This window comes from Maribacter sp. BPC-D8 (assembly GCF_035207705.1).
Taxonomy (GTDB): Bacteria; Bacteroidota; Bacteroidia; order Flavobacteriales; family Flavobacteriaceae; genus Maribacter.
The window spans coordinates 4,449,896-4,474,252 of the sequence record NZ_CP128187.1 but is presented as its reverse complement, the minus strand read 5'-3'; the positions used below and the strand labels follow the sequence as shown (position 1 = coordinate 4,474,252).

Genomic DNA, 24,357 nt, shown 5'->3' with positions numbered 1-24,357 from the left:
ATATTTTAGAATTGATTATAGTTTTAATGATAGTCCTGCAGATATCGTTCTTGATAAAGGATATTGGGCAACATCTAGACCTATTCCACCTACTTCTGGATCAATACCTGTATAATCTGTAATTGTAAATAAATTTTCAGCGGATATGTAAATACGCAAAGAAGATCCATTTAGTAAACTATCCATTACATAATTCGGAAAAGAATAGCCAAAGGTTACATTCTTAAATCTCAAATAAGAAGCATCTTCCAAGTACCAAGTTGACTGTGTACCAAAGTTATTATTATTATCTGTCGTTGATATTCTTGGAATATCTGTATTTGTGTTTGAAGCTGTCCAAGCGTCTAAAACTCTACTATCTAAATTATAGCCCTGTAAAGATGCATTGTAAGCCGCATACTTGTAACCGTTAAATGCTTCAACACCAGCTACACCTTGTAGAATTAGACTCGCATCAAACCCTTTATAATTAGCACTGAAATTAAAGCTATAGGTAAGGTCTGGTTGATAGCTTCCGTGATATACCCTATCGTCATTATCAATATCTCCATCATCATCAGTATCCTGAAACTTAAGATCTCCTGGAACTGCATTAGGCTGTATAAGTACACCATCTTTAGTGTAATTATTTATTTCTGCCTGCGATTGAAAGATACTTACATAAGGTACTAAGTAATGCGAACGCAAAGCTTCGCCCACTGTAGAACGATAAGGTCTTAATGCATCTCTTACCTGGTAGTCATCGTGTGATACAAAGTCAATACCACTATTGTTATAACCATCTAGGTTTTCAAGTGTATTTTCTAACATCGCAGCATTTGCCCTGACAGTATAATTGAATTCTCCAATTTTGTCACTATAAGCTAAAGAAAGTTCAACACCAACATTCTTTACCTCTCCACCGTTAACAAATGCTGCATCTGTACCTTGATGCTTATCCTCTAAACCTTCTAAAATCATATCGAAAGTCGTTTTTTGAAAATAATCGAAAGTCACAGATAGCCTGTTGTCAAATGCCATAGCATCAAAACCAACATCAATAGATTCTGATGTTTCCCAAATTAAGTCAGGATTAGATTGTTGGCTAGCGTATACCCCTTTATCATTACTTAATCCATCTTCACCAATAATTAAAGTTTGTGACCCTAATGGAACATCAAAAGAATAATAACCAACAGAATTTATATTACCAATCTGACCCCAAGAAGCTCTAAATTTTAAATCATTGATTTTATCAACCTTGAAGAAGTTTTCATCTGAAATTCTCCAACCCACTGAAACTGCCGGGAAAATATCTGATTGATTGTCTAACGCTAATCGAGAAGTTTCATCTCTACGAACACTAGCAGTGGCAAAATATTTATTATCATAGTTATACGTAACCCTTCCGATTGCAGAAGTTAAAGCATCCTCGTAAACATCGGTAACAGGTTCTTTCTGATCAGCTGCATTTGATAAATACTGATTAAAAGGTTCTTCACTACTGAAAATTTCTGCCCTTTGGGTCAATGATTCATAATTGGTAAACTGACTTGAGTAAATAGCCGTAACATCTAAATTATGATTTCCAAAAGACTTGGCATATGTTAATTGATTATCCCAAACTCTTCTATTAGTTATGCTATTACTCTGGGTCAATGAATTAGTTAAATTAGTTCTACCTAATTCTGGAACACGAGGTACAAATGATTTATATTCATTGTGACTTGTACTATGCGCGAAACTTGTTCTAAATTTTAGACCTTCAATAATTTCATAATCCAAATAAACTTGAGCATTAATAAAATTAGTAGGACTGGTAGTCGTAGGACGTAATAAAAGTGCAACGGGGTTGTAAACATCACCATATGCACCTGCAAATTGCGAAAGATCAAAAGGTACAACTCCATGAAATAAGCCGTTTTCATCGCGAACTGGTGCCGCAGATGGAAAGTAAAGCGCATTCATAATGGTACCAGAATAACCACTACTTGTATTTGTACCTACTGCTTCTGTAATCGAGTAGTATACATTTTCGCCAATAGTAACTTTATCCGAAAGACTTAAGTCTGATTTAAGACGAAAAGAATAACGATCAGATTTTGTTCCTACAAGTACACCTTCTTTGCTGTTATACCCAAAAGATGTCATGTAATTAACATTATCCGTAGCTCCGCTAATATTAATATTTGTATTAACTAAAGCAGCAGATCTAAATATTTCATCCATCCAATTAGTTCTGGTTGTTTGACCCCATGGGTTTTGTGCGGCATCATGAGCTGCTTGTGGAGATGTACCGCCATTGGCGGCCGCAAGATTATAAACACTTGCTTGTTGTTCCGCATTTAAAGGTGTAGGCAAACCTTCTGCGTTTTGAATACCACCATAAAGATCCAAGCTAATTCTAGGTTTTCCCTTTTTACCTTTCTTTGTTTGAATTACAATTACACCAGAAGCTGCTTGAGCACCATATATTGCTGCAGCGGCAGCATCTTTCAATACAGATACCGACGCAATATCTTGTGGATTAATAGCTGGCCCATAATAAGGGACCCCATCAACTACAGTTAGCGGAGATTCATTAGATATTGAACCATACCCTCTTATTACTATTTGACCACTACTGGTTGGATCACCCCCTTGTTGCATTACTGTAACCCCAGCAACATTTCCTTGCAAAAAATCTGTAAATGAAGAAACTGGTCGGCTGGCAATGGTTTCAATTCCATCTACCTGTGAAATAGAAGATGTTATATCTCCTTTTCTTGCTGTACCATATCCAATCAAAACAACTTCATCGAGACTATTAGCTTCTTCATCTAACTCAATTTGAAGGGTTTGATTTCCCGAATATGCCACTTCAACAGAGCCAAACCCAATTGATGACACTACTAAAACCCCTTCAGATTCATTAAGTTCAATTCTAAAAACACCGTCAAAATCAGTGGCAACTCCATTCGTTGTTTCCCCGTTAGGAATTACAGATGCTGCCGGAAGCGGCATACCATCTATCTTGGAAACAACCGTGCCCTGTACAATGGTTTGCGCAGATAAACTTGTTAGTGCGCAAACACATAAAACTAAGAATACGTAATACTTTTTCATTTAAAATTTCGGTTATTTGGTTGACTCCAAAAATAGTCAAGCAACTAAATTTTATAGGGGTCAAATAAACCAAAAAGGTGCACTAATCTTTCAGTTAGGGTTCTGATTTGAACAGAATTAGTGGATATACTATTCAATCAACAATAAGACATTTTGAGCGAAACACCAGTAATATCAAGCATCTTCAAGGCTTTCCCTAAATTGCTTTGGACTGCAGCCAATATTCTTTTTAAATAGCCTACTAAAGTACTTTGGATCGTTAAATCCGCATTCTCGACTCACTTCTGTTATGTTTAGTGCTTTATTTTTTAATAAATATTGCGCTTTTTGTAATCTTAAATCAATAATTACATCTAAAGGAGACTGCCCTAACACCTCTTTGAACATTCTATATCCTTTAATTTTAGAAACAAAAAGCATTTTCGCCAACTTATCAACGTTAAAGGAATGGTCGCTTATATTCTTATGAATAATACTTATTGCCTTTTTTATCGATTTCTCATTAGAAGATAGCAGTTTATCATCATTAGAAAAAGAACTATTATAAAGTAGTTGTTTCGATTTGTCGCTTAAAAATTCTCTCCGACTCGTAATCAGCTTTGAGAACTTTTTCTGTATAAAAACTTTACTTGCGGGTAATTGAATAATAGTATCTACACCTAACTCAATAGTTTGCTCCCGTAAAAAATAATCGATTTCTTCAGATATATATATTAAAGGAAGTGTTGTTTGAGAACCATCATTTTTTATAGCATTGCACAACTGAATAAGACTTTCATTAATTGGTGTATTATAAACCACTAGCCCATGTAAGTTTACTTGTTTAATAGCAGATAAAGCTTCGTCTATAGCATTCTCAAATAATAATGTATTGTTCGGATGTTCTAACAATTGCTTCGCCGGTACAAAATCATTCTTTTCGCAAAAAACAAGAATATTATTTTTATTTGAAGGCAATTTTTCATCAAGACCAATATGTTTCCATGATACATGCTCTACCCCATTACCCTTAGTGTCAATTAATTTTACAGGCAATTTTAATTCTAAAGACAATGCCTTTTCATAATCTATGTTCAATTGCCCGTTCATGGCTGTAACCAATGTATATACCGCTCTAAAATATGGGCTATAATGTTCAATATTGAAAAAATTATCTTTAAAAATCTTACTATCAGAACTTATGTTCATAAAAAACATTCCTTCACTATTCTCTAAAACAACTTTTAAAGAACTATTTGTAAGTGCATACTTAATGATGACATTAAATAAGTATTTATAAAGTAATTTAAACCTAAGAACATCCATCTCAACCAATGCATCTGATAAGTCAAGTGTATAATCTAAATGCAATTTCGATTTTGATGATTGCACTTTCAGGTTTTCGATTAGAGGTTTTATAGTTGATTTTAAATTAATAATAGATTTATTGATGGCTCCAACTTCTTTAATATGCCCCAAGTAATCCCACTCCATTAATAAGTTTAACAATTCCCCAGAATGTGTTGAAATATCTTTCTTTATTAGAGACTGATTTTCCAATTGATCTGCACTTGTAATAATCTTAATTATTGGTTCTTTGAACTCAGATAAAACGAATGCCTTGAACTTATCAATTTCAAAATCTTCATTTTTAAGCTGCTGGTACAAGTTTAAAAGTTCTTCCTTTTGCCTACCTACCTCTTTATTTTTTTTGTCAAGTTTCTGATTTGTTTCTTCTAAATTTTGCTTTTGATCATTAATTATCTTCGTTCTTCCAAGAATCCTCTGCTCGAGTATTTTTCGATTTCGAACAACACTTTTGTTTCTTAAGAAGTACAAATAAGTTAGACCAGTAAATAGGGCAACCAAAAACAAAGAAATAAACCACCCAGTTAGATAAAATGGCTTATTTACAATAATGTTAAACGTTTTAGCAAATTCGTCATTAGTATCAAGAGAATTCTTAATTGCTAAATTATAATGTCCATATGGCAAATTAGAATAATAGACGGGACTCTCATCAAGTACATGCCAATTAGAATCGAAACCAGATAATTTGTATAAGATTTTATTATCAGTATTCTTAGTATAGGATACAGAAGATACTTCGAACTTTAATACATTATCAGAATAGTCTTTCGTGATTTCCCCTGTAAAATTTCTTTTATCATCGACAGAAACTATAAGTCTAGGAAGCTCTTTAACGAAATCAATAGTCATCGGAGAGAAATAGTTCAACCCATTGATACCACCAAAATACAGGGATCCGTTAAAATCTTGGTAATAGCCGCCTTCTGAAAATTCAGCAGCCTGCCAGCCTTCATCAGAGTTTAAGCTTGAAACTGAATAGTTGTTCCTATCTACAGCAGCTATTCCCTTAGTAGTACTTACCCAAACCTTATCACTGTTCAATATTAAACTATACACCAAATGACTTGGGAGTCCATTATATTCTTCAATGTTTTTTATAAGACCTTTTTCCTTATCAAATACACTTATCCCTTCTGAGCTGGCAATCCAATAATATCCTGTTTTACCATCTTTAAAGGCACTATACGTATTATTACTAAGTATACCATCTTCTTTATTAATACCTGAGATATTACCTGTAATAGTATTTAAGATAATTACGCCACCTTCTTCTATTGAAAGAATAGCTTCATCTTCATAAATAAACACTTTTCTAATATTCAAATCGGCTAATTTACCTTGCCCATTGAAAGTTGTGAACTTCCCCTTTTCTAAATCAAATTTGGCGAGACCACCCCAGCAGGCTATCCAAAGTTTTTTTTTATGGTCTTCAAACATCGAATAATTTCTATTGTTCGGGAAATTCTCAAAATCGGCTGCGTTAAAAAAGGTTTTTTTACCATTTTTAATTCGAACCACACCTGCATATGTACCCGCCCAAACCGATCCGTCTGAAGATGTAAATAGGCTTCGTATTCTATTCCAATCTTGATTTCCAGATAGTATAGACAGATCATGTTTCAAATAACTTTTTGTTGCAGAATCATAATTAAACACGCCTTGGGTGTAATAGCCAATCCAAATATTATTATTTACATCCTTAGTAATAGCTCTTACCGTTTCATACGGTAAATTAGGCTGTTTTATAGGATGAGGAGTTATCACACCGATATGCTCAGATCCTCGATATGCCATACTTAATCCACCATCTTTATGTCCTAACCATACATTACCAAAATCATCTTGGTATATCTTTTCTATTTCATTACTAGTAAAACTGTATTTAGAATAAAGGTCATATTCATAATGTTCTACCTTTTCATTATGTATATTTTCGCTGTTTTTTCGAATAATAAATAAACCATTATTTTGAGTAGCATACCAAATATTGCCATCATGGTCTCTCATTGACTCATTAATAGTAAGTTTAGGAAATTTAGAAAGTAATATGTTATTAAGTGTACTCTTGTTATTTCTGTAAGAATCAATATTTACTTTTTTAACAAAGTGTTCATTCTCGAAATGATAAGCTTCATCATCATTAATCTCTACAATCAATTCACCATTTTGAGACAACTTAAACTCTCTAGGTTGATCTTTCAAATAATAGCTTTTAAACTTTCCATCCCCTAAATACCTACTAACCGATTTATTATTGGTCAAAAGCCACATAGCACCAGTATAATCTTTGAAAAGTCTGGTGACCACGTTCCCTGCTATAGAAGTAGAATCAGATTGTATATGTTTAAATATTAAAAAATTATGTCCATCATATAAATTCAGTCCATCCCATGTTGCAATCCATAATACCCCATCTGTATTGCTGATAATATCATTTACCGAGTTATTGGATAAACCTTCATTGGTAGTCAAGGTTTTAAATTTTACTTTTTGACCAAAGACGGAAGAGTATATCAATGTCATTATTAAAAACAACACAATTCTGAGGGAACTAAAATTTACGGATACCACTTTGCTTAAATTTTGTCCTAAAATACAGAATTAATATAGGAAATCTACAATCAAAAACAACAGGTGTTACAAGTGATAAACTGATTAGTAGCAGCTATGTCAAATACCAAATTGTAACTACTAATTATTAAATTGAAAATATATTGCGACAATTTAGAAACCGTAAATCTCAAATAGAAAAATACTTTTTTTGTATATCTTGCTTTCAGAAATAAATCATTAATTAGAAAACTAAAACTGCATACGTTTTTGCATACGATTTTATAATTTGATAGCGGTTGAGCCCTATAAAACCGTTGGAATTTTTCCAAACGAGGAGCTCATAACCCGAAGGTCGCTGGTTCGAGTCCAGTCCCCGCTACTACATAACCCATTGATTATCAGATTTATAAATCTTTTATCAATGGGTTATTTTTTTGATATCTTACAAACCGCATACGATACTGCATACAGCGAAGGTTTGAAGAAAAAATACACAGATCCTAAAATTTATAATGGTGGAGAGAGTTTTGACCTCTCCAAAAGGTGGTACATCTACTATTCTTACGAACATCCAACGTAGAAAGATGTTAACGGCGACCCTAAAATGCATCGCCAAACTCCCCTATACCTGAATATCAACCAGAAGTTCAAGACCAAGAAGGGCCGACTCTTTCAGTTTCATAAACTTAAAGATATTCTTTCCGAAATGCTAAAGGACGGACTTTCTCCCTATCAAGGTGAAATGGATATGGAAAACAGATTGGGTTGTTATAAAAATCATTTCATTGTACCGTCAATTAAAATTCAATTTATAAGTAAGACTCTATCCATTACATCTATAAACAGGCCTTTTTAGATAATTATTTGTTATCCAGAAACTTAAATTCGCTAAATCGATTTATCCAACCATCTTCTATAATTGGCTCGGCTTTTAACATCTCACTAATTTTAACCAAATCTATTTGTTGGCTCTCATTTTCATATAATAATTTAAACTGTTTATTTTCTTCAAATATTTTGAGAAATTGAAATAAAACACCTTCTAAAATTTCTTTAGTATATTTTTCTATTTCCATTTTTTGATCATTATTCATATTGCCAAAAAGATTCTCATAACCTTCTGTTTCCGCAAGATCGGAAATGTCATTTTTAATAAATTCATACCCTTTGTCAAATACATCGGATATCAATATTTTTCCAAATTCATCTAAAATTTCCTGATTTGTCTTCATATCTTATTTTTTTACATTCCATGGTGTAGACTTCCTACCAAACATAATATTGTCTCCTAAATTAACACCTTAAAATTCAAAAAAACCAAAAGGATTAGGTTACCTGGCTTTTCTTAAGAGAAGAATTCATACACAAAATTGATTAACTAAAAATAGAATTTCATTAAGTTTATTACTTCACGATAGTGTACTATAATGCACTTTAAATAAATCTTTTAAATATAAAAGCTCTAAAAACACTAAATAGTGCGCTTTAAAGCACTTTTTATGGTAATTCTAATTTATATAAAAAAGAGCCACACAATGCACTTCAACAGGCTAATCAATAATATAAAAGAACGTAGAGAAATACTAAATGTCACTCAAGAAACATTAGCAGACCTCTCTAGAGTTGGATTACGCACGCTTAAACAATTTGAAAAAGGAAAAGGAAACCCAACGGCAAAAAATTTGAATAAATTAGGAAATACTTTAGGCATGGAATTAACATTCCAAATAAAAACAACAACTTCTGAAGAATAAGACAAGCCTTGATATTGTACAAGAAAAAAGAAGCTGGTGTGTTAACCTAACTGGATGATGGTAATTTCGAATTTAGGAACTTTATAGAATGGTTTCAGTCTAAAGACTAAAAAACTATTAATCTAACCTGACCAAAAAATAAATATTTTATAAACTAAATAAGCGTATAAAAAAAGAGAGAAAATTACTTCTCTCTCTTTTCTATTGCACCTAATTTAAACTAACAATATCTTTCGAAAACAAACATTTAATATCCTGAATTCTGAGTGGTTAAGCTATTGCCACTATCATCTGACCCACCAGAATCAATTTGACTTTGAGGTATTGGCATATATTCATGTTTACCCTCAACAAATGTTGCACCAGTCAAAAATCCTCTTTCAATCTTTTCCTTTTCCAAATAAGCATTTATTACATCAGCCGCAATGCCCCAACGAACCAAATCGAAGAAACGATGACCTTCTTGCGCCATCTCTAAACGTCTTTCGGTACGTAAAGCAATTACAGCTTCTTCCTTAGTGGCAAACGGTGTATCATATGTTTCAATAAAGTAATTAGCAGCATCAGCAGTACCTTCTAAATTTTGAATATAAGACCCTGTTTTTGCACGATTACGAACCATATTGATATATGTTCTACCATCCTCTAAATTTTCAAGCTCTATGGAAGCTTCGGCTTTCCAAAGTAAAACATCAGCATAGCGAATGATATGATAATTTGCTGCAGTTACATAAGGCCACGAGGCTAGATAATTAGGGTCATTTGCAGACACAACCCTTTTCTTTGGACTAAAAGGTCCATAAGTTGCTAAATCTCTTGCCCAAGTCTCATCATAATTAATTCCCAAATCCTTATATGGAATTCCTGGTCTTCCTACAATCACATCCAATCTAGGGTCAACATTATCAGTTTCTAAAACATCTAAATTGTCTAACATTGGAAACCCATTATCATCAGTTTTAAAAGAGTTTACCAAATTTTGTGAAGGGCGTAAAAAACCATATTGATTATATCTTGGTCCACCCGGAGCCATTAAGCGATCACCGATAGAACCATTATAATTACTTGGAGAACCATCATTAATTGAATATTGAATAGCAAAAACAATTTCTGACCCGTTGTCATTATCCGGTAAAAAAACTTCACTAAAGTTTGGTAACAAACTATAGTCTCCACCTATAATAACTTCATCAGCCGCAGAATTAGCTTCAGCCCATTTTTGTTGGTATAAAAAAGTTTTACATAAATACGCTTTTGCAGCCCATTTTGTAGGGCGACCTGGGTCATCTTGTGTATCAGGTAAAATAGAGAAGGCTGCATTAAAGTCTGCCTCTATATTAGCCCATACCTCTTCGGAAGAAATCATTGTATTTGAAAAATAGTTTCCGTCCTCGTCGATATAAGAAATACGATTATAAATCTTTTTAAGCTCGAAATAAAAATGAGCTCTCAAAAATTGCATTTCAGCAACGCGTTGAACTTTTGTGTTTTCATCAAATTCAGTAGAGTTTTTCAATGCTTTTAGAACAGTATTTGCCCTATTGACACCTTCATAAAGTACACTCCATTTTTGCTCTACATCTATTATTTGTGAGTCAGTTGTATAGATTTCCATTCGATGAATCTGATTTTGATCACCGGTTCCACCTCCACCTTTATATGCGTCATCTGAAAGCACGTCTCCAAAACTCCAATTAGAAGCTGGAGAATTAAAAGCATTTGAGGCTTCATTACCTTGACCGTTTAAAATACTGTAAGCGGAAATTGCCAATGGTTCTATATTTTCAGGTAGTAGTACCTGTTCATCTGTAATCTCCCCGAAAGGATCTTTTTCCAAAAACTCGTCACTACATGAAGTAACAAGAATTCCCATAATGCTGAGTATAAAAATTATTTTTTTCATTATGTTTTTTTTTAAAAATTAAGATTAACACCAAATGTAAATGTCTGTGAAGTAGGGTAAATACCCCTATCTACTCCTATATCTAAGTTTCTTCCATCAGAATCATAATTCTGAAGTCCTATTTCAGGATCTAAGCCATCATAACCCGTTATCGTTAGTAAATTAAAAGCTTCCATATAGATTCTAACTTGTGAAGCTTTTATTTTCTGAGCAATACTTTCTGGGAACGTGAACCCTACTTGTAATGTTTTTAATCGCAAGTAAGAGCCATCTTGAACATAAAAAGAAGATGGGCGTATATTATTATTTTGATCATTTAAAGAAACTCTCGCTAAATCTGTATTAGTATTTTGGGGAGTCCAAGCATTCAAAATACGTCCACTTTTATTATAATTTGCTAGATTGAAAAAATCACTATAATATCTCGACAAATCATATATATCATTGCCTTGAGAACCTTGAAAGAATAGCGTAAAATCAAAAGCTTTGTAAGCCGCAGAAAAATTAAGACCATAAGTAAAATCTGCATGCGGAGAACCTATATAAGTTCTATCAACATCATTAATTACCCCATCTCCATTTAAATCTTTGAATATAAAATCACCGGCAACAGCACTTGGTTGGCTACTTGATGCAGCATCAGCATCAGTTTGAAAAATTCCATCTACCACATGACCATAAAATGAAGCTATCGGCTGACCTATACCCGTTCTAGAAGTTGCTTGGTCAAAATTAGTAGTATGTAACACGCCAGGATCTGTTTCTATAAAATCAATTCCTTCACCCAAAGACAATAGTTTATTATCTATTACTGAAAAATTAACGCCTACATTGTAACTAAAATCTTTGGTTCGATCACTTTGAAAATCTGCAGCTAGTTCAAATCCCTTGTTTTCCATTTCACCTACATTCTGCCATTGTCCACGATTCGTTATACCTGACTGATCTGCAGGTAGTGTCTTAAACAATAACAAATCATCAGTTTTCTTAACAAAGTAATCTAAAGTAAGATTTACAGAATTATCGAAAAATCCAATATCAAGCCCTACATTACTTTGTGTAGTTGTTTCCCATTTTAAATCTGGATTTGCAATACGTGATAAGGTAAATCCAGTTTGCGTGCTCGATTGTGACCCATCTATTGCATAATTAGAATAATTAGGGTTACTACTAAATCCGGATACTGTTTGATATGCAGGTATATCTTGATTCCCTGTTATTCCCCAACCAGCTCTTATTTTCATATTTGAAACTATCCCATCTTTATTAAAGAAATCTTCATCTGACACTTTCCAACCTAATGAAAGAGCAGGAAAAGTTCCCCAACGATTCGTCAATAATTTAGATGTACCGTCTCTACGTAAAGTTGCGGAAAAGAGGTATTTATCATCATAACTATAATTCAACTTACCAAAATAAGAAAATAATGAAAATTCTATTTTATCTCCTGTATTGGTCTGAGTTCCTTGATCACCTGCATTTAATACTCTAATATTAATTTCATTTGAGGGCAAATCATTTACAGAAGCAGTTGTAACTTCATAGAAATTCTCAATACTTTCAACACCTAACAGCGCATTAAGTCTATGTTTCTCATTAAAGGTTTTAGAATAATTAAGTGTGTTAGACCAAACCCAATCAAATTTTAGTACATCACTAATCTCCAAATCATTTATTACCCTTTGAGAATTGGGTTCTTCGTACGTTGGATTAAAAGTGGTGCCTTTAATAGATGTATAATTTACCCCAAAATTTGTTTTGAATTTTAAATTTTCAACTAGTTCTATTTCGGTAAATAAATTTCCAAAAACTCTAACATTATCTACATTATTATCTTTGTTACGCTCTAAATTTCCTAAAGGATTCTGTACATCTGATAAAGGATATGCTGTAAAGTCCCCATTAGTATCATATACCGGTGCAACACTTGGTATAAGGTATGCTGCATAAACTGCATTTCCAAGTAGAGAATTGGTACTAGTACCAACTGAACTAGAATAGGCTACTGTCAAATTTTCACCTACGGTTACTTTATCATCAAACAATTTATAGTCTGAATTAAGCCTAGCCGTAATTCTACTAAAATCGGTGTGTTTCAAAACTCCTTCTTGATCAAAATAACCTAATGAAAAAAACGAATGTGATTTTTCTCCTCCTTTTGCAATACTCAAATTATAAGATTGAACAACTGCTGGTTCAAATATTTCTGAAACCCAATCTGTATCTGCCGATGGAATTGTATTCTCAGTATCTAAAAAAGCTGGGATTACAGGAACAGCACCATTTCCATAAATACTATGTGCAGGGGTAATACCATCATTATTGAAAGCTTGCCAATATACATCCCCATATTCTTGTGCATTTAAATTGGTAGGAAGATTATTGGTATTTTGAATACCAGAATGCATATTAAAAGAAATTTTAGCCTTATCCGATGTTCCTTTTTTTGTAGTTATAATTACTACTCCATTTGCAGCCCTTGAACCATAAATACTAGAAGACGAAGCATCTTTTAACACTTGTAATGATGCAATATCATTCGGGTTAATCATATTGATATCTGTAGTAGTAGGTACCCCGTCAATCACATAAAGTGGATCATTATTTCTGATTGTACTATAACCTCTAATTCTAAGTGTACTAGCGCCTCCAGGAGACCCTGAACTTACTAATTCAACACCAGAAACTCTACCTTGCAACATATTATCAACACTAGCTACGGGTTGGCTAACAACTTCACCCATATCTACTATTGCCACAGCACCGGTAAGATCACTTTTTCGCTCTGATGTATAGCCTGTAATTACAACTTCGTCCAAAGCTGCAGCATTTTCCTTTAAACTAACAGTAATATTTGTTTGATTCTGAACAGCGACCTCTTGTGTGGTAAAACCTATATAAGAAACAACCAATATGACGTCTGAATTGGATAAATCTAAAGTAAAAACACCATCAAAATCTGAAGTTGTTCCATTAGTAGTTCCTTTTTCAAAAATACTCGCACCTGGCAAAGGCGTTCCATCTTCATCAGTAATAACTCCACTAATTTGAAGTTGTTCGTTAACTAGCTCTATCTCCGTTTTTAATTCGGGAGTAAACTTGTTCTCAGCTCCAAATAATAAAATTGTACGATCATCTATCTCATAGCTTACCGCTTCTTTACTAAAAAGTAAATCCAACACATGTGTTATAGAGGCTCTATTGACATTGATTGATACCTTTCTCTCTAGATCTACGGTTTTAGTATTAAAAATAAACTTGAATTCTGTGCTTATTTCAATTTCATCAATAACATCTTCTAAAGTAGCATTTCCAAAATCTAAAGTTATTTTTGTTTTTTGCGAATAAGACTCGTTTGCCAACATGACAAAACTAATTGCCATGAAAAATAGAAGAGACAACTTCATTTTAAGGTGATATTTAACATCCCAGGATAAAAATATCCTTGGCTTTGGTTGTTTTTTCATAATTTTGAATGTTTAGTATTGGTTATTATTTTAATAATAATCACTTATTATTAATCGGGAGATGTTCGTGCATTTTCCGATTTTTTTTCTTCAAGACTCAGTGCCTTAATTAAATAAAGTGATAAGCTTAATTTATTATCCTTAACTAGTTTTTATCATAGGCTGTTTATTATTTAATTAATTACAATTTTGTTTTCTATTATTTCAAACTCAATTTTGTAAACCTTATTAAAGAATTTAAAAACTTGTTCGATGGTTTCATGCTTAGTTTCTATTGTAGCATTAAATTTTTCATTTGCTAGTTGTTCATTGTTATTAATAATCACAACATTATAATTCCGTTCTAATTTTTGAACTATCTCATTAAAAGACGCATTTCTAAAAACTAGATCACCATCCATCCAAGAAGTATAAAGCCCTGTATTGACTTTTTGATTAATAATATTTTTATCTTGTTTATTAAATATGGCCATATAACCTGGTTCAAGAAATACCTCTTCATTTTTACCCTTCTCTTCTCTCAAATTAGATAAACTTACCGACCCCTCAACAAGAACAACTTTTGCTTTTTCATCTTCTGCATAATCGGAAACATTAAATTTAGTTCCGTATACTTTGACATCTAAATCTTGAACATTGACAATAAATTGTCTGTCTTCAACATGACTCACATCGAAATATGCTTCTCCTTTTAAAATTACTTTACGAGGTATATCTTTTTGAAAAACTGTAGGATAAGTAATAGAACTTTCGGCATTAAGATGCACCTTAGTACCATCTGAAAGTACTATACCAAATCTTTTGCCTTTAGGTATAGTAAGAGTATTAAACTCAACCTTACTATTCTTATTTACACCATTATATATTAATTGACTACCCCTTTTACCTACTACAACATTCCCATCTTCATCGATAATGTCAGTAGTTCCATCTTCAGACAAAATCTGTTTTTCGCCATTCCCTAACTCCAACGTTATTATATCTTGTCTTGGAATTATTATATCGTCAGTTTTTGCTGTTGCAGAAAACTCGTTATTCATTAAAAATCCGAGACCTAAAAAAATAATTGCTATAGCCGCATATTTCAAAATAGATAAGAATCTTATTTTATTCTTTATTTTCTTATCACTCCGGATTTCCCTTATGAGTTCCTTTTTAATTTTATCCAAATTGGGATCAATCATAGCTAAGTTTATTGCAAAATGAATTTTAACGTATGATTTAAATATTTTCTGATTCGTTTCTTCTACCAACCAATTATTTAAAATATCTAAATCTTCCACATCAGCTGACTGTGTAAAATATTTATTGATAATATTTTCAATATCTTTTAATATCACTTTACGTTTCTCCTTTTAATTAATACAAGTGCTATTTACAATACCCTAACTTTTTATTAATATTATTTTACAAAATCATATATTTATTGACGTTTATTTGCTGAATAATCAATAAGTATGAATATTGTGGAAAATAGAGAATTAATTGAAAAACTAATTTCAGGGGAAGAAAAAGCCTATATTTTACTTTTAGACAGGTATCATAGGCAATTAAATGCATATGCCTTTACCTTAACTCATGACCAATCATCAGCTCAGGATATCGTACAAAATGTATTTCTAAAAACATGGAAAACAAGAAAAAAACTAAATGCTGATTTCTCAATTCGCAATTTTCTATATAAATGTGTTTACAATGAATTTTTAAATACTTATCAGAAAAATAAGGCTGTTGTATTATTGAATAAAAAGTACATAGAGTACTCTCATGAAGTAGCGGTTGAAATGGATGATAATTTAATGTTCAAGATGATAGACATTGTAAATAGAGAAATCAAGAAATTACCTCCCAAGTGCCAAAAAGTTTTTATTCTAAGTAAAAAAGAGGGTCTGACCAATAATGAAATTGCAGATTATTTAGAAATTTCAATCAAAACAGTTGAAGCACAAATAACAAAAGCATTTAGAATTTTAAAAAATGAACTAAGTAATAAATATTAACCTCTTTAAATAATACATTTTACCTATATCTCGGAAAAAGTAAGGGGTAATAAATAATTTTATTATCAGAAATTCCTTCATAGCCTTTTAAAAGAAACTAAAATTCCTTTACCCGTAAATTAATTGCGTTAGTATAAAAACTTTAACCAGCTACCATTTTTAGTAAAGTGAGGCTAACTGAACTACCACCTTGATTAATTCTACGAATTCAAATTCGCTCGAACTGCCGACCAAAAAGATAATAATGCAGAAGTCGTTTTTTTAGAAAGATCTGCAAACAAAGTCATATTCGTAACAAAAGCTTCTTTAGAATCATAATATTGAGAATCATCAACAGGTGCATATAGCGCCATATCCCATTTCGGAAAATATCTTTGTCTTGATGGTCCTTCCCACAATAAATCTAAAGTATGGTGTCTATTATCATTTTTGATTTTACTGAACAATGCCATCACCTCTTCCTCCTCTCCTTCCAAAATTTGTACGATACTTTCTTCGAAATACACTAGGCATCCAGTTATTCCTCGAGCATTATTCTTTTTCCGTGCATCAATCAGAATACTCTCAATTTCATCAATAGTTAATTCTGGCGATATCTTAGATTGGTAGGTTAGTTGGAACATTTATTCTTGCAGCTATATTTTAACAGACATTAAGTTAATGAAAAAGCTGATCTTTTTACTTCACTTCACCAAAAATTAATGGGATTATGATTTCCCAATAGTCATCAACTCTCCCCATTGCGTGGTAAATCTTGGACTACGATGCTCTTTAATTAAAGCCCATTCTTTACTTCGATTGCCTACTGTAGCTACCTTGATTTTGTTCTTACCATACTTACCGTTCAGATTATCGATTAGATTGGTAATGACATCACTCTCACTCTTATGCGGATCATCGAACATATTGGTCTGCACCTCGTTTCGGTGTACTAATCGAGTTAGGTTTACCCCTACTTTTTTATACCGGTAGCCTGGTTTGAATATCTGCTGTAAACCTTTCAATGCTTCTTTCGTTAGCTTGATGGTACTATCGGTCGGTGTGTCTAGATTTATGCTGATACTATTTCTATACTGCTTATCAATAGCGCTATGCTGATTGGTCTGCAATGAGATTTCTAATTGTGCGGCTAGACTATGTTGCTGGCGTAATAAATCTGCCACTTCTGCTACATAATAACTACAGGCTTCCTCAATAAGGGAGTAGTCGGAGAGCTTGAATCCGAATGATTTCGCTGTTCCGATACCTTTCTTTGCATTTGCTTCTGTCTCCAATTCTAAACAAGGTACATTATTCAATTCTCGCCATAAACGCTCACCGATTACGGTCATTTCTTTTCTTACCCATGCAACGGGCATATTAGCAAAATCCAATGCTGTATGTATGCCATTGTTTTGAAGACGAATAGCATGCTTCTTCCCTATTCCCCAGATATCCTTCACGTCAAGATTTCGTAATAAATGTTGTCTTTTCCGTTCACTATCTACCACATAGACATTATTGTTTTTCGAGATTTTCTTAGCGTATTTATTAGCCAGCTTCGATAATGATTTTGTTTTAGCAATACCTACTCCCACTGGTATACCTGTATTTTTATGCACCGTATCTTTTATCGTATGTGCAATTGCATTGTAATCATCGACCTTAATGCACTCTAAATCTACCCAACTTTCGTCAATACTGTATTCTTCTACTCTAGGGGAAAATGTCATCAAAGTATCCATCACCCTTCTAGACATATCACTGTATAAGGTGTAATTCGATGAGAAATAGGTAACATCATTATCATCCAGTAATTTCTTGATCTTAAATATGGGCTGAAACATGGGGATGTCTGTCAACGCCTTTGCTTCTTTATTTGCCGCAATGATGCATCCGTCATTATTACTCAAAACAACAACTGGTCTGTTGATCAAATCCGGTCTAAAGACTTGTTCGCATGACGCATAAAAACTATTACAATCTACTAATGCTATCATAGTACCGACTTTATAATATAGGTTATCGTTCCCCATATATTCAATTCAGAGGTATAGGTCTTATCTATTCGAACGATTTTAAAACTATCGTCCATGGCAGCCAATACAAGTTGATTTAATTTCGGAGTCAACGATTTGTCGACAATTAAAACATCATTCTTAAGAGCACCAAACTCTTTGAATTCATCATCTACTATCCTTATAAAAAATGTCGATGATGAATTCGAAACCAATACTTCGTTCAAATCGATTCGAGGTTCACTATAATGTGTTGCCGGACTCGAAAAACCCGTCTGTGTCGGACTTTTGACCCTATGGTTATTATCCGATTTTTTAATTAAATGTTTGTCTTCTACAATCATAACTCTAAATCGTATTCCTATTTTTTTCGTTCCCGAACCCAATGATCATGTGGTACATTCCAAAAACCGAGTACCGGCATTATAAAACAAACAACCCGAGAAGGATATTTATAATACAGATTAACATCTTGGGTATCGGTCTCGTACTCCACAAAAAATCCATCCATAACGATCGGCTTGCTTTCGAACAGCCCATTATCTTTTAATGCACCTTCATAGCGCTCTTTCCCTATCTCTTTAAGAAGGGCTTTTATACATTTAATATCATAATTTCTAAATACTGTTGTGGACATTGTCCAAATTTCAGGATATTATCCAAATAATTTAATGTAATTTTGAAAATATTATTAACAATGGGCAGAAAAGAGAAAAACCACTTCTAAGACTAGGTGGTCGACCGCTCTTCATTTGAAAACCTTCAAGTGAAATGATGCAAATCAATAACTTTAATATTGCCTACAACAGTGTAAACCATCACGATTAAAAATGATTAAATCTTATCATAAACATAGGCTCTATTATTTTTTATACGGTTAATCATTAACCAATTTGAGTTATGTTTTTGAGCAGGACTGCAGTAATTTATAGAAGATTTAGAACCTCGTTCGAGCTTTAACTATTAGTGATGAGGCCAGCAATATGAGGATTCTATTTTAATATTAAGACTACATGAGTTTAAAAGAAGAACTAAACATACAACAGTTAAAAGCTGTCGAATTTTCAGGCAAACATCTTTTAGTACTTGCCGGTGCGGGTACAGGAAAAACACGTACGATAATTGCAAGGGCCGCCTATTTAATTGAAAATGGCGCTAACCCGTCGAAAATTCAAATACTCACCTTTACCAAGAAAGCTGCCAATGAAATTGTTGAGCGTGTAAAGGCTAGCTTACCACAATCTAGTGGGCGAACGCTTAACGGTGCCACATTTCACTCGTGGTGTAATCAGTTAATTATTAAGTACCCAAATCTGTTCGGTGCAGCTAATTTTACGGTAATCGACCCAGATGATCAATTAGGTTTAATGAAAATGGTTTCTGGCAGCCATAGCGATGTTTATGGCAAGCTTCGTATAAAACCACAGCAGCTATTAGATGTCTATTCTTATGCCAGAAACACTAAAAAGAATCTGACAGAATCTATACGTACCTTGATTTATAAGGGTAAAGAAGATAAAGATACCGAGTATGAGATAACTGCCATGAAACCCAATGTAGAGATTTTACTTAGGGCATATCAAAAGAAAAAGATGGAGCAACACTATCTTGATTATGATGATCTGTTGTTAGTGGTATCGACTCAATTAAAATCTAACCCAGAAGCTAGAAAGTTGTTATCTCAGGATCTTGATTATCTACTGGTTGATGAAATGCAAGATACCAACCCCTTACAATGGGAGCTACTTTCGCCATTCATAGATATCTGTAGTTTGTTCTGTGTTGGTGATGATGCACAATCGATCTATTCGTTTAGAGGGGCAGATTTTAGAAATGTGCATCAATTTAAAGAACGTGTACCCAATTCTGAGGTTTATAAGCTTGAAAAAAACTACCGCTCTACACAAGAGATATTAGATATTTCGAATTGGTTGCTAGATAAATCGCCCATAGATTATAAGAAACAATTGCAGTCTGTACGAGGAAGCGGAGAAATACCAATATTGTTGAACGTAAGTGATGAATGGCAAGAAGCAAATTGGGTAGCCGATGAGATTTTAAAAAATTATACCGATGAGGACCGTAAGTTTGCCGATCACTTAATTTTATCGCGCTCTCAGTATTACACAAAAACTTTACAAGCAGTATTTATAAGAAGAAAAATACCCTATGTTACCTATGGCGGACGTAAATTTTTACAAGCTGCACATATTAAAGATCTAGTTTCATTATTGCGAATTGTCAACAACCCATACGATGAAATTGCCTGGGTGAGATTCCTTACTTTTTGGGAAGGTATCGGTGAAGTGAGAGCTTCTAGAATTATGGCTGTTATTATTGCGGATGAAGGTAAAACCGATATCCCTAACCTATTACAAGGTGCTATACCCGGAAAAGACGGAATCAAAATTTCAGAGCTTTATAATGCCGTTCAAAAAGAAAAAGGCAAAGTGGGTAAAATGGTAGATATCGCCTATGAGGCCATGTCGTTAGGCTTGGCTTTTAGATACCGAAAAGATTGGATAGAAAAGCGTAAGGGTGATTTTCCGGTATTAAAACTTTTGGCAAATAGTTATTCTAGCTTGGGAGAATTTATTGGTGAGGGACTTTTAGATAATGCCGAAAAGATGAACGGCGCACCTGTACTAAGCGAATCGAAATTAGAGACCGACGAAGAAAAAGATCATGTCGTTATATCGACCATTCACTCCGCCAAAGGATTAGAAGCCGACGTTTGTATTGTTTTAAATGTATCGCCAAAGGCATTTCCTTCCGCTTGGTCTTTAGATGATGTAGATGCTATTGAGGAAGACCGTAGGGTTTTATATGTTGCACTAACACGTGCCAAGAATAGATTAATAATTACCCGAAACACTTCTTCTATATCGGCAATTCATGGTAAATCTATTCCCACAAATTCAGGGCGGAAAGCAGATGATGCAGAAACCTATTTTTTAACAGCTATACCTGACGGATTGGTAAAACTAGAAACCATTGGTTACGATTTTAAGCCTGTGAAAGATGCCGCAGAACCGAACAATATGGACTTATCTTCAGGGATGGATTTTAGCTAAACATCAAAAATGCCAGAAAGAAAATTTGCCATTATTTCGATGACCACTTTTGGTTACAAACCAAACCCTTTAAGAATAGTTCAGCTGACTATAAGTAAACTTAAAGGTGAATACTACGAACCTATATTTCAAACGAACATTAACCCCGAAGAACGTATACCGGCTTACATTCAACAAAAAACAGGCTTGACCGATAGTATATTACTCCAAGCACCTACGTTCGCAGAAATTGCCAATACCATTTTAAGAGAACTTGATGACCACATATTGGTGGGTCATAATGCATCATTTCTACATTATGCCTTACAATCTGAATTCAAATATTTGGGGTACTCCTTTAAAACTCCCCAACTATGTACCGTGCGATTGGCTAAGAAGCTGATACCGAATATGACCAGTTATGAATTACCTTATTTGAGCAATGTCCTGAATATTCCGTACACAGCATCAAGTAATTTAAATGATGACAATGCTGCCGTTGCCATACTATTTCAAAGATTGATTTTGCTTGATGATGACGAATTGGTCATCTCTAAGTTCTTAGAACCTAAAGCTGAGAAAGAAAATATAGCACCCAAAAACATAGCCTATCAAAAACTAAACTCTTTACCTAACTCCCCAGGCATTTATAAGTTTCAGAACCAAAGAAGTGAAGTGGTTTACGTGGGCAAGGCTAAGGATATTAAAAAAAGGGTATTGAGCCATTTCTATAACTCGAGCGAGAAAGAAATAACACTTTGCGATGCTACTTACCATATAGATTTTGAACCTACCGGCAGCGAACTAATCGCCTTGTTGCGAGAAGCGGATCTAATCGATAAATTAGATCCACAGTTTAATTATATTCAAAAGAAAAGTTATGTCACCTATCATATCGTACCCCAAAAGAACAGAAAAGGCATACTGCAACTAAAGATTGAAAGAAGACCTTTTGAGCACTCGCCCACAGAAATATTCTTAAAGCGAGGTGACGCTATTAAACGTTTATTGGAACTGACTAAAAAGTTTAGATTATGCCCCTTACAAACAGGATTAAAAAGTAAGTTAGGAAGATGCACCCATGGGGAATATAATGAATGTGATGGCATCTGTACTGGTGATGAAGAATTGAGACTGTATAATGAGAAGGTTGAAAACGCTTTAGATTATCTCAACAACGAAAATGATAATTACGTCCTTTTTGAAAAAGGACGTACTAAAGAAGAACGTGGTTTTGTCTTAATTCTGCACGGGGTTTATCAAGGTTTTGGTTTCCTCGATAATTCTAAATCCGTATCAAGTCTAGAGGATTTAAAAGATATGCTCAACCCGAAAAAGCATTCTTATCATACTGCTAAGATCATTTCAAGTTATACCCAGCGAAATCCATGGAAAATTAAACCTTTGGAAACTGCGGGTATTCATTAATATTTAATAAAATAATAAAGGTTGTTTTAAAAGTTACCGAAGATATTTACTCTTAAGAATACAAAACAATCATCACAAATAGATAATACCGACATCTTTACGTAAGACTACATATAATATATTCTCAAATACACTTTTTTTTCAATAATCCCTTTAATTTACGGTGTATTGAAATACCCCGTAACCTATGCGTTATTTACTATTTCAACTTTTGCAATAAGCTGTTTCTGAAGTCAGGTTTGGCTATTAATAAATAGAAGTGATACTTATTAATTTGAAAATATAGTGACTATGAAAACGTACATCGTTAAAATTATTTTTATTACAATCATTGTCGGTTTCTATAGTTGTGACTCTAAACAAAAAGAAGTTGCTAAAACTACTATTCAGGTTTCTGAAAGACCAAATATTATTCTTTTTGTTTCTGACGATCATGGCACAGACGCCATTGGTGCGTATGGCAATACAAAGATAAAAACTCCGAATTTAGATAAATTAGCAACTGAAGGGACTGTCTTTACAAATGCCTATTGCACAAGTGCAAGTTGCGCTGCTAGTCGCTCTGTGATACTTACCGGATTATTTGGTCATGCTACTGGATCATACGGTCATGTACATGATTATCATCATTTCAGCACCTATGACTCTATTAGATCACTACCAGTATTATTAAGCAATGCAGGGTATGAAACTGCTAGAATTGGTAAATATCATGTTGCACCAGAAAAGGTATATCATTTCAATCAAGTTTTAGAAGCAGACCCAAGAAACACAGTAGAAATGGCACAACAATGTGCTGATGTTTTAAATTCTGACAAGCCTTTCTTCTTGTATTTCTGTACCGATGACCCTCACAGAGGTGATCCTTTTGAACCAGACCCATGGGATGCACCTAATAGCTTTGGAAATAAAAAGGAGGGGTATAAAGATGTAGAAACTATTACATACGACCCAAAAGACGTTGTAGTACCTGATTTTTTACCAGATACGAAACAAACAAGAGAAGAAATTGCAGAATACTACCAAAGCATCTCGCGCATTGACCAAGGTTTCGGGAAATTAATGCAAATGCTGCAAGAAACAGGAAAAGCTGATAATACTATTGTTTTTTATATATCCGATAACGGTATGGCGTTTCCGGGAGCTAAAACCACGGTTTACGAACCAGGTATTAATCTACCGTGTATCATTAAAGACCCCACAAAAAATAGTAAGGGTTCAATAAGTGATGCCATGATTTCATGGGTTGATTTGACACCTACTATTCTTGATATGGCTAAAATAACTTTCGAACCAGATAATTTTCATGGAAGTTCATTTAATGACATCATCGGAAAAGATGAATTTGAAGGTTGGGATGAGATTTATGCCTCGCATACCTTTCATGAGATTACAATGTATTATCCTATGCGTGTGGTACGAAATAAAAACTATAAACTAATTTGGAATATTGCTTATCCATTAGAATATCCGTTTGCATCAGACCTATGGGCGTCATCAACATGGCAAGCCATCTATAGAAATGACCTTGAATATTTTGGACCAAAAACTGTAAAGGAGTATTTATTTAGACCTGAATTTGAGCTCTACGATTTAGATAAAGACCCTGCCGAATCAAAAAATTTAGCAACCCAAGAAGAGTTTAAAGTCATTTTAGAAACTATGAAAGATAAAATGAAAGCATTTCAAGCAAAAACAAACGACCCCTGGATGATTATGTGGGACCATGATACATCATTACAAGGAAACGGAGTTAATTTATAGCACA

General features: G+C 33.6%; 15 protein-coding genes. 5 read left to right on the top strand and 10 right to left on the bottom strand.

Features of this window, described 5'->3' with window-relative positions; all coding sequences use genetic code 11:
• Positions 1-15 precede the first annotated feature (15 nt).
• From QSV08_RS19560 to QSV08_RS19550, 3 genes are all read right to left on the bottom strand, one after another.
• Complete coding sequence (locus QSV08_RS19560) at positions 16-3,084, bottom strand: SusC/RagA family TonB-linked outer membrane protein (protein WP_324025378.1); 3,069 nt, start codon at positions 3,082-3,084, stop codon at positions 16-18.
• 174 nt (positions 3,085-3,258) lie between these two features.
• Positions 3,259-6,957 carry a helix-turn-helix domain-containing protein gene (locus tag QSV08_RS19555; protein ID WP_324025377.1) on the bottom strand — a complete coding sequence of 1,233 codons (3,699 nt, stop codon included), beginning with the start codon at positions 6,955-6,957 and terminating at the stop codon, positions 3,259-3,261.
• 890 nt (positions 6,958-7,847) lie between these two features.
• Positions 7,848-8,219 carry a hypothetical protein gene (locus tag QSV08_RS19550; protein ID WP_324025376.1) on the bottom strand — a complete coding sequence of 124 codons (372 nt, stop codon included), beginning with the start codon at positions 8,217-8,219 and terminating at the stop codon, positions 7,848-7,850.
• Between the two features lie 267 nt (positions 8,220-8,486).
• On the opposite strand from QSV08_RS19550, the gene QSV08_RS19545 reads away from it, so the two are divergent.
• Positions 8,487-8,741: a helix-turn-helix domain-containing protein gene (locus tag QSV08_RS19545; protein WP_324025375.1), complete on the top strand. Its 255-nt coding sequence runs from the start codon at positions 8,487-8,489 to the stop codon at positions 8,739-8,741.
• 247 nt (positions 8,742-8,988) lie between these two features.
• On the opposite strand, the gene QSV08_RS19540 is transcribed toward QSV08_RS19545, so the two are convergent.
• From QSV08_RS19540 to QSV08_RS19530, 3 genes are all read right to left on the bottom strand, one after another.
• A complete protein-coding gene (locus tag QSV08_RS19540; protein ID WP_324025374.1) occupies positions 8,989-10,644 on the bottom strand; it encodes a RagB/SusD family nutrient uptake outer membrane protein in 1,656 nt (551 codons plus the stop codon).
• A gap of 11 nt (positions 10,645-10,655) precedes the next feature.
• Positions 10,656-14,111 carry a TonB-dependent receptor gene (locus QSV08_RS19535; RefSeq protein ID WP_324025373.1) on the bottom strand — a complete coding sequence of 1,152 codons (3,456 nt, stop codon included), beginning with the start codon at positions 14,109-14,111 and terminating at the stop codon, positions 10,656-10,658.
• A gap of 173 nt (positions 14,112-14,284) precedes the next feature.
• Positions 14,285-15,451 carry a FecR family protein gene (locus QSV08_RS19530; RefSeq protein ID WP_324025372.1) on the bottom strand — a complete coding sequence of 389 codons (1,167 nt, stop codon included), beginning with the start codon at positions 15,449-15,451 and terminating at the stop codon, positions 14,285-14,287.
• Positions 15,452-15,568: 117 nt separating this feature from the next.
• Here QSV08_RS19530 and QSV08_RS19525 point away from each other — a divergent pair, with 117 nt between their 5' ends.
• On the top strand, positions 15,569-16,111 hold the full coding sequence (locus QSV08_RS19525) for an RNA polymerase sigma factor (RefSeq protein WP_324025371.1): 543 nt from the start codon (positions 15,569-15,571) through the stop codon (positions 16,109-16,111).
• A gap of 200 nt (positions 16,112-16,311) precedes the next feature.
• Here the strand turns inward: QSV08_RS19525 and QSV08_RS19520 are convergent, their stop codons facing one another.
• From QSV08_RS19520 to QSV08_RS19505, 4 genes are all read right to left on the bottom strand, one after another.
• Positions 16,312-16,734: a BLUF domain-containing protein gene (locus tag QSV08_RS19520; protein WP_324025370.1), complete on the bottom strand. Its 423-nt coding sequence runs from the start codon at positions 16,732-16,734 to the stop codon at positions 16,312-16,314.
• A gap of 84 nt (positions 16,735-16,818) precedes the next feature.
• Positions 16,819-18,090 (bottom strand): Y-family DNA polymerase, encoded by a 1,272-nt coding sequence (locus QSV08_RS19515; RefSeq protein WP_324025369.1) that lies wholly within the window; start codon positions 18,088-18,090, stop codon positions 16,819-16,821.
• Positions 18,087-18,452: a S24 family peptidase gene (locus QSV08_RS19510; protein WP_324025368.1), complete on the bottom strand. Its 366-nt coding sequence runs from the start codon at positions 18,450-18,452 to the stop codon at positions 18,087-18,089. Before QSV08_RS19510 ends, QSV08_RS19515 begins: the two co-directional genes overlap by 4 nt.
• Before the next feature lie 17 nt (positions 18,453-18,469).
• Positions 18,470-18,745 (bottom strand): hypothetical protein, encoded by a 276-nt coding sequence (locus QSV08_RS19505; RefSeq protein ID WP_324025367.1) that lies wholly within the window; start codon positions 18,743-18,745, stop codon positions 18,470-18,472.
• A 376-nt stretch (positions 18,746-19,121) separates the two neighbouring features.
• On the opposite strand from QSV08_RS19505, the gene QSV08_RS19500 reads away from it, so the two are divergent.
• The 3 genes from QSV08_RS19500 (at position 19,122) to QSV08_RS19490 (ending at position 24,353) form a co-directional block, all read left to right on the top strand.
• Positions 19,122-21,182: an ATP-dependent helicase gene (locus QSV08_RS19500; RefSeq protein ID WP_324025366.1), complete on the top strand. Its 2,061-nt coding sequence runs from the start codon at positions 19,122-19,124 to the stop codon at positions 21,180-21,182.
• 9 nt (positions 21,183-21,191) lie between these two features.
• The gene (locus tag QSV08_RS19495; RefSeq protein WP_324025365.1) at positions 21,192-22,589 is read left to right on the top strand and encodes an exonuclease domain-containing protein; all 1,398 of its coding nucleotides are present in this window, start codon (positions 21,192-21,194) and stop codon (positions 22,587-22,589) included.
• A 291-nt stretch (positions 22,590-22,880) separates the two neighbouring features.
• Entirely contained in the window at positions 22,881-24,353 is a 1,473-nt protein-coding gene (locus tag QSV08_RS19490) for a sulfatase (protein WP_324025364.1), read from the top strand.
• Positions 24,354-24,357 lie beyond the last annotated feature (4 nt).

Coding starts and splice junctions, on each gene's coding strand:
- QSV08_RS19560 (WP_324025378.1), bottom strand. CDS start 3,084: ATGAAAAAGTATTACGTATTCTTAGTTTTATGTGTTTGCGCACTAACA.
- QSV08_RS19555 (WP_324025377.1), bottom strand. CDS start 6,957: ATGACATTGATATACTCTTCCGTCTTTGGTCAAAAAGTAAAATTTAAA.
- QSV08_RS19550 (WP_324025376.1), bottom strand. CDS start 8,219: ATGAAGACAAATCAGGAAATTTTAGATGAATTTGGAAAAATATTGATA.
- QSV08_RS19545 (WP_324025375.1), top strand. CDS start 8,487: ATGGTAATTCTAATTTATATAAAAAAGAGCCACACAATGCACTTCAAC.
- QSV08_RS19540 (WP_324025374.1), bottom strand. CDS start 10,644: ATGAAAAAAATAATTTTTATACTCAGCATTATGGGAATTCTTGTTACT.
- QSV08_RS19535 (WP_324025373.1), bottom strand. CDS start 14,111: ATGAAAAAACAACCAAAGCCAAGGATATTTTTATCCTGGGATGTTAAA.
- QSV08_RS19525 (WP_324025371.1), top strand. CDS start 15,569: ATGAATATTGTGGAAAATAGAGAATTAATTGAAAAACTAATTTCAGGG.
- QSV08_RS19520 (WP_324025370.1), bottom strand. CDS start 16,734: ATGTTCCAACTAACCTACCAATCTAAGATATCGCCAGAATTAACTATT.
- QSV08_RS19515 (WP_324025369.1), bottom strand. CDS start 18,090: ATGATAGCATTAGTAGATTGTAATAGTTTTTATGCGTCATGCGAACAA.
- QSV08_RS19510 (WP_324025368.1), bottom strand. CDS start 18,452: ATGATTGTAGAAGACAAACATTTAATTAAAAAATCGGATAATAACCAT.
- QSV08_RS19505 (WP_324025367.1), bottom strand. CDS start 18,745: ATGTCCACAACAGTATTTAGAAATTATGATATTAAATGTATAAAAGCC.
- QSV08_RS19500 (WP_324025366.1), top strand. CDS start 19,122: ATGAGTTTAAAAGAAGAACTAAACATACAACAGTTAAAAGCTGTCGAA.
- QSV08_RS19495 (WP_324025365.1), top strand. CDS start 21,192: ATGCCAGAAAGAAAATTTGCCATTATTTCGATGACCACTTTTGGTTAC.
- QSV08_RS19490 (WP_324025364.1), top strand. CDS start 22,881: ATGAAAACGTACATCGTTAAAATTATTTTTATTACAATCATTGTCGGT.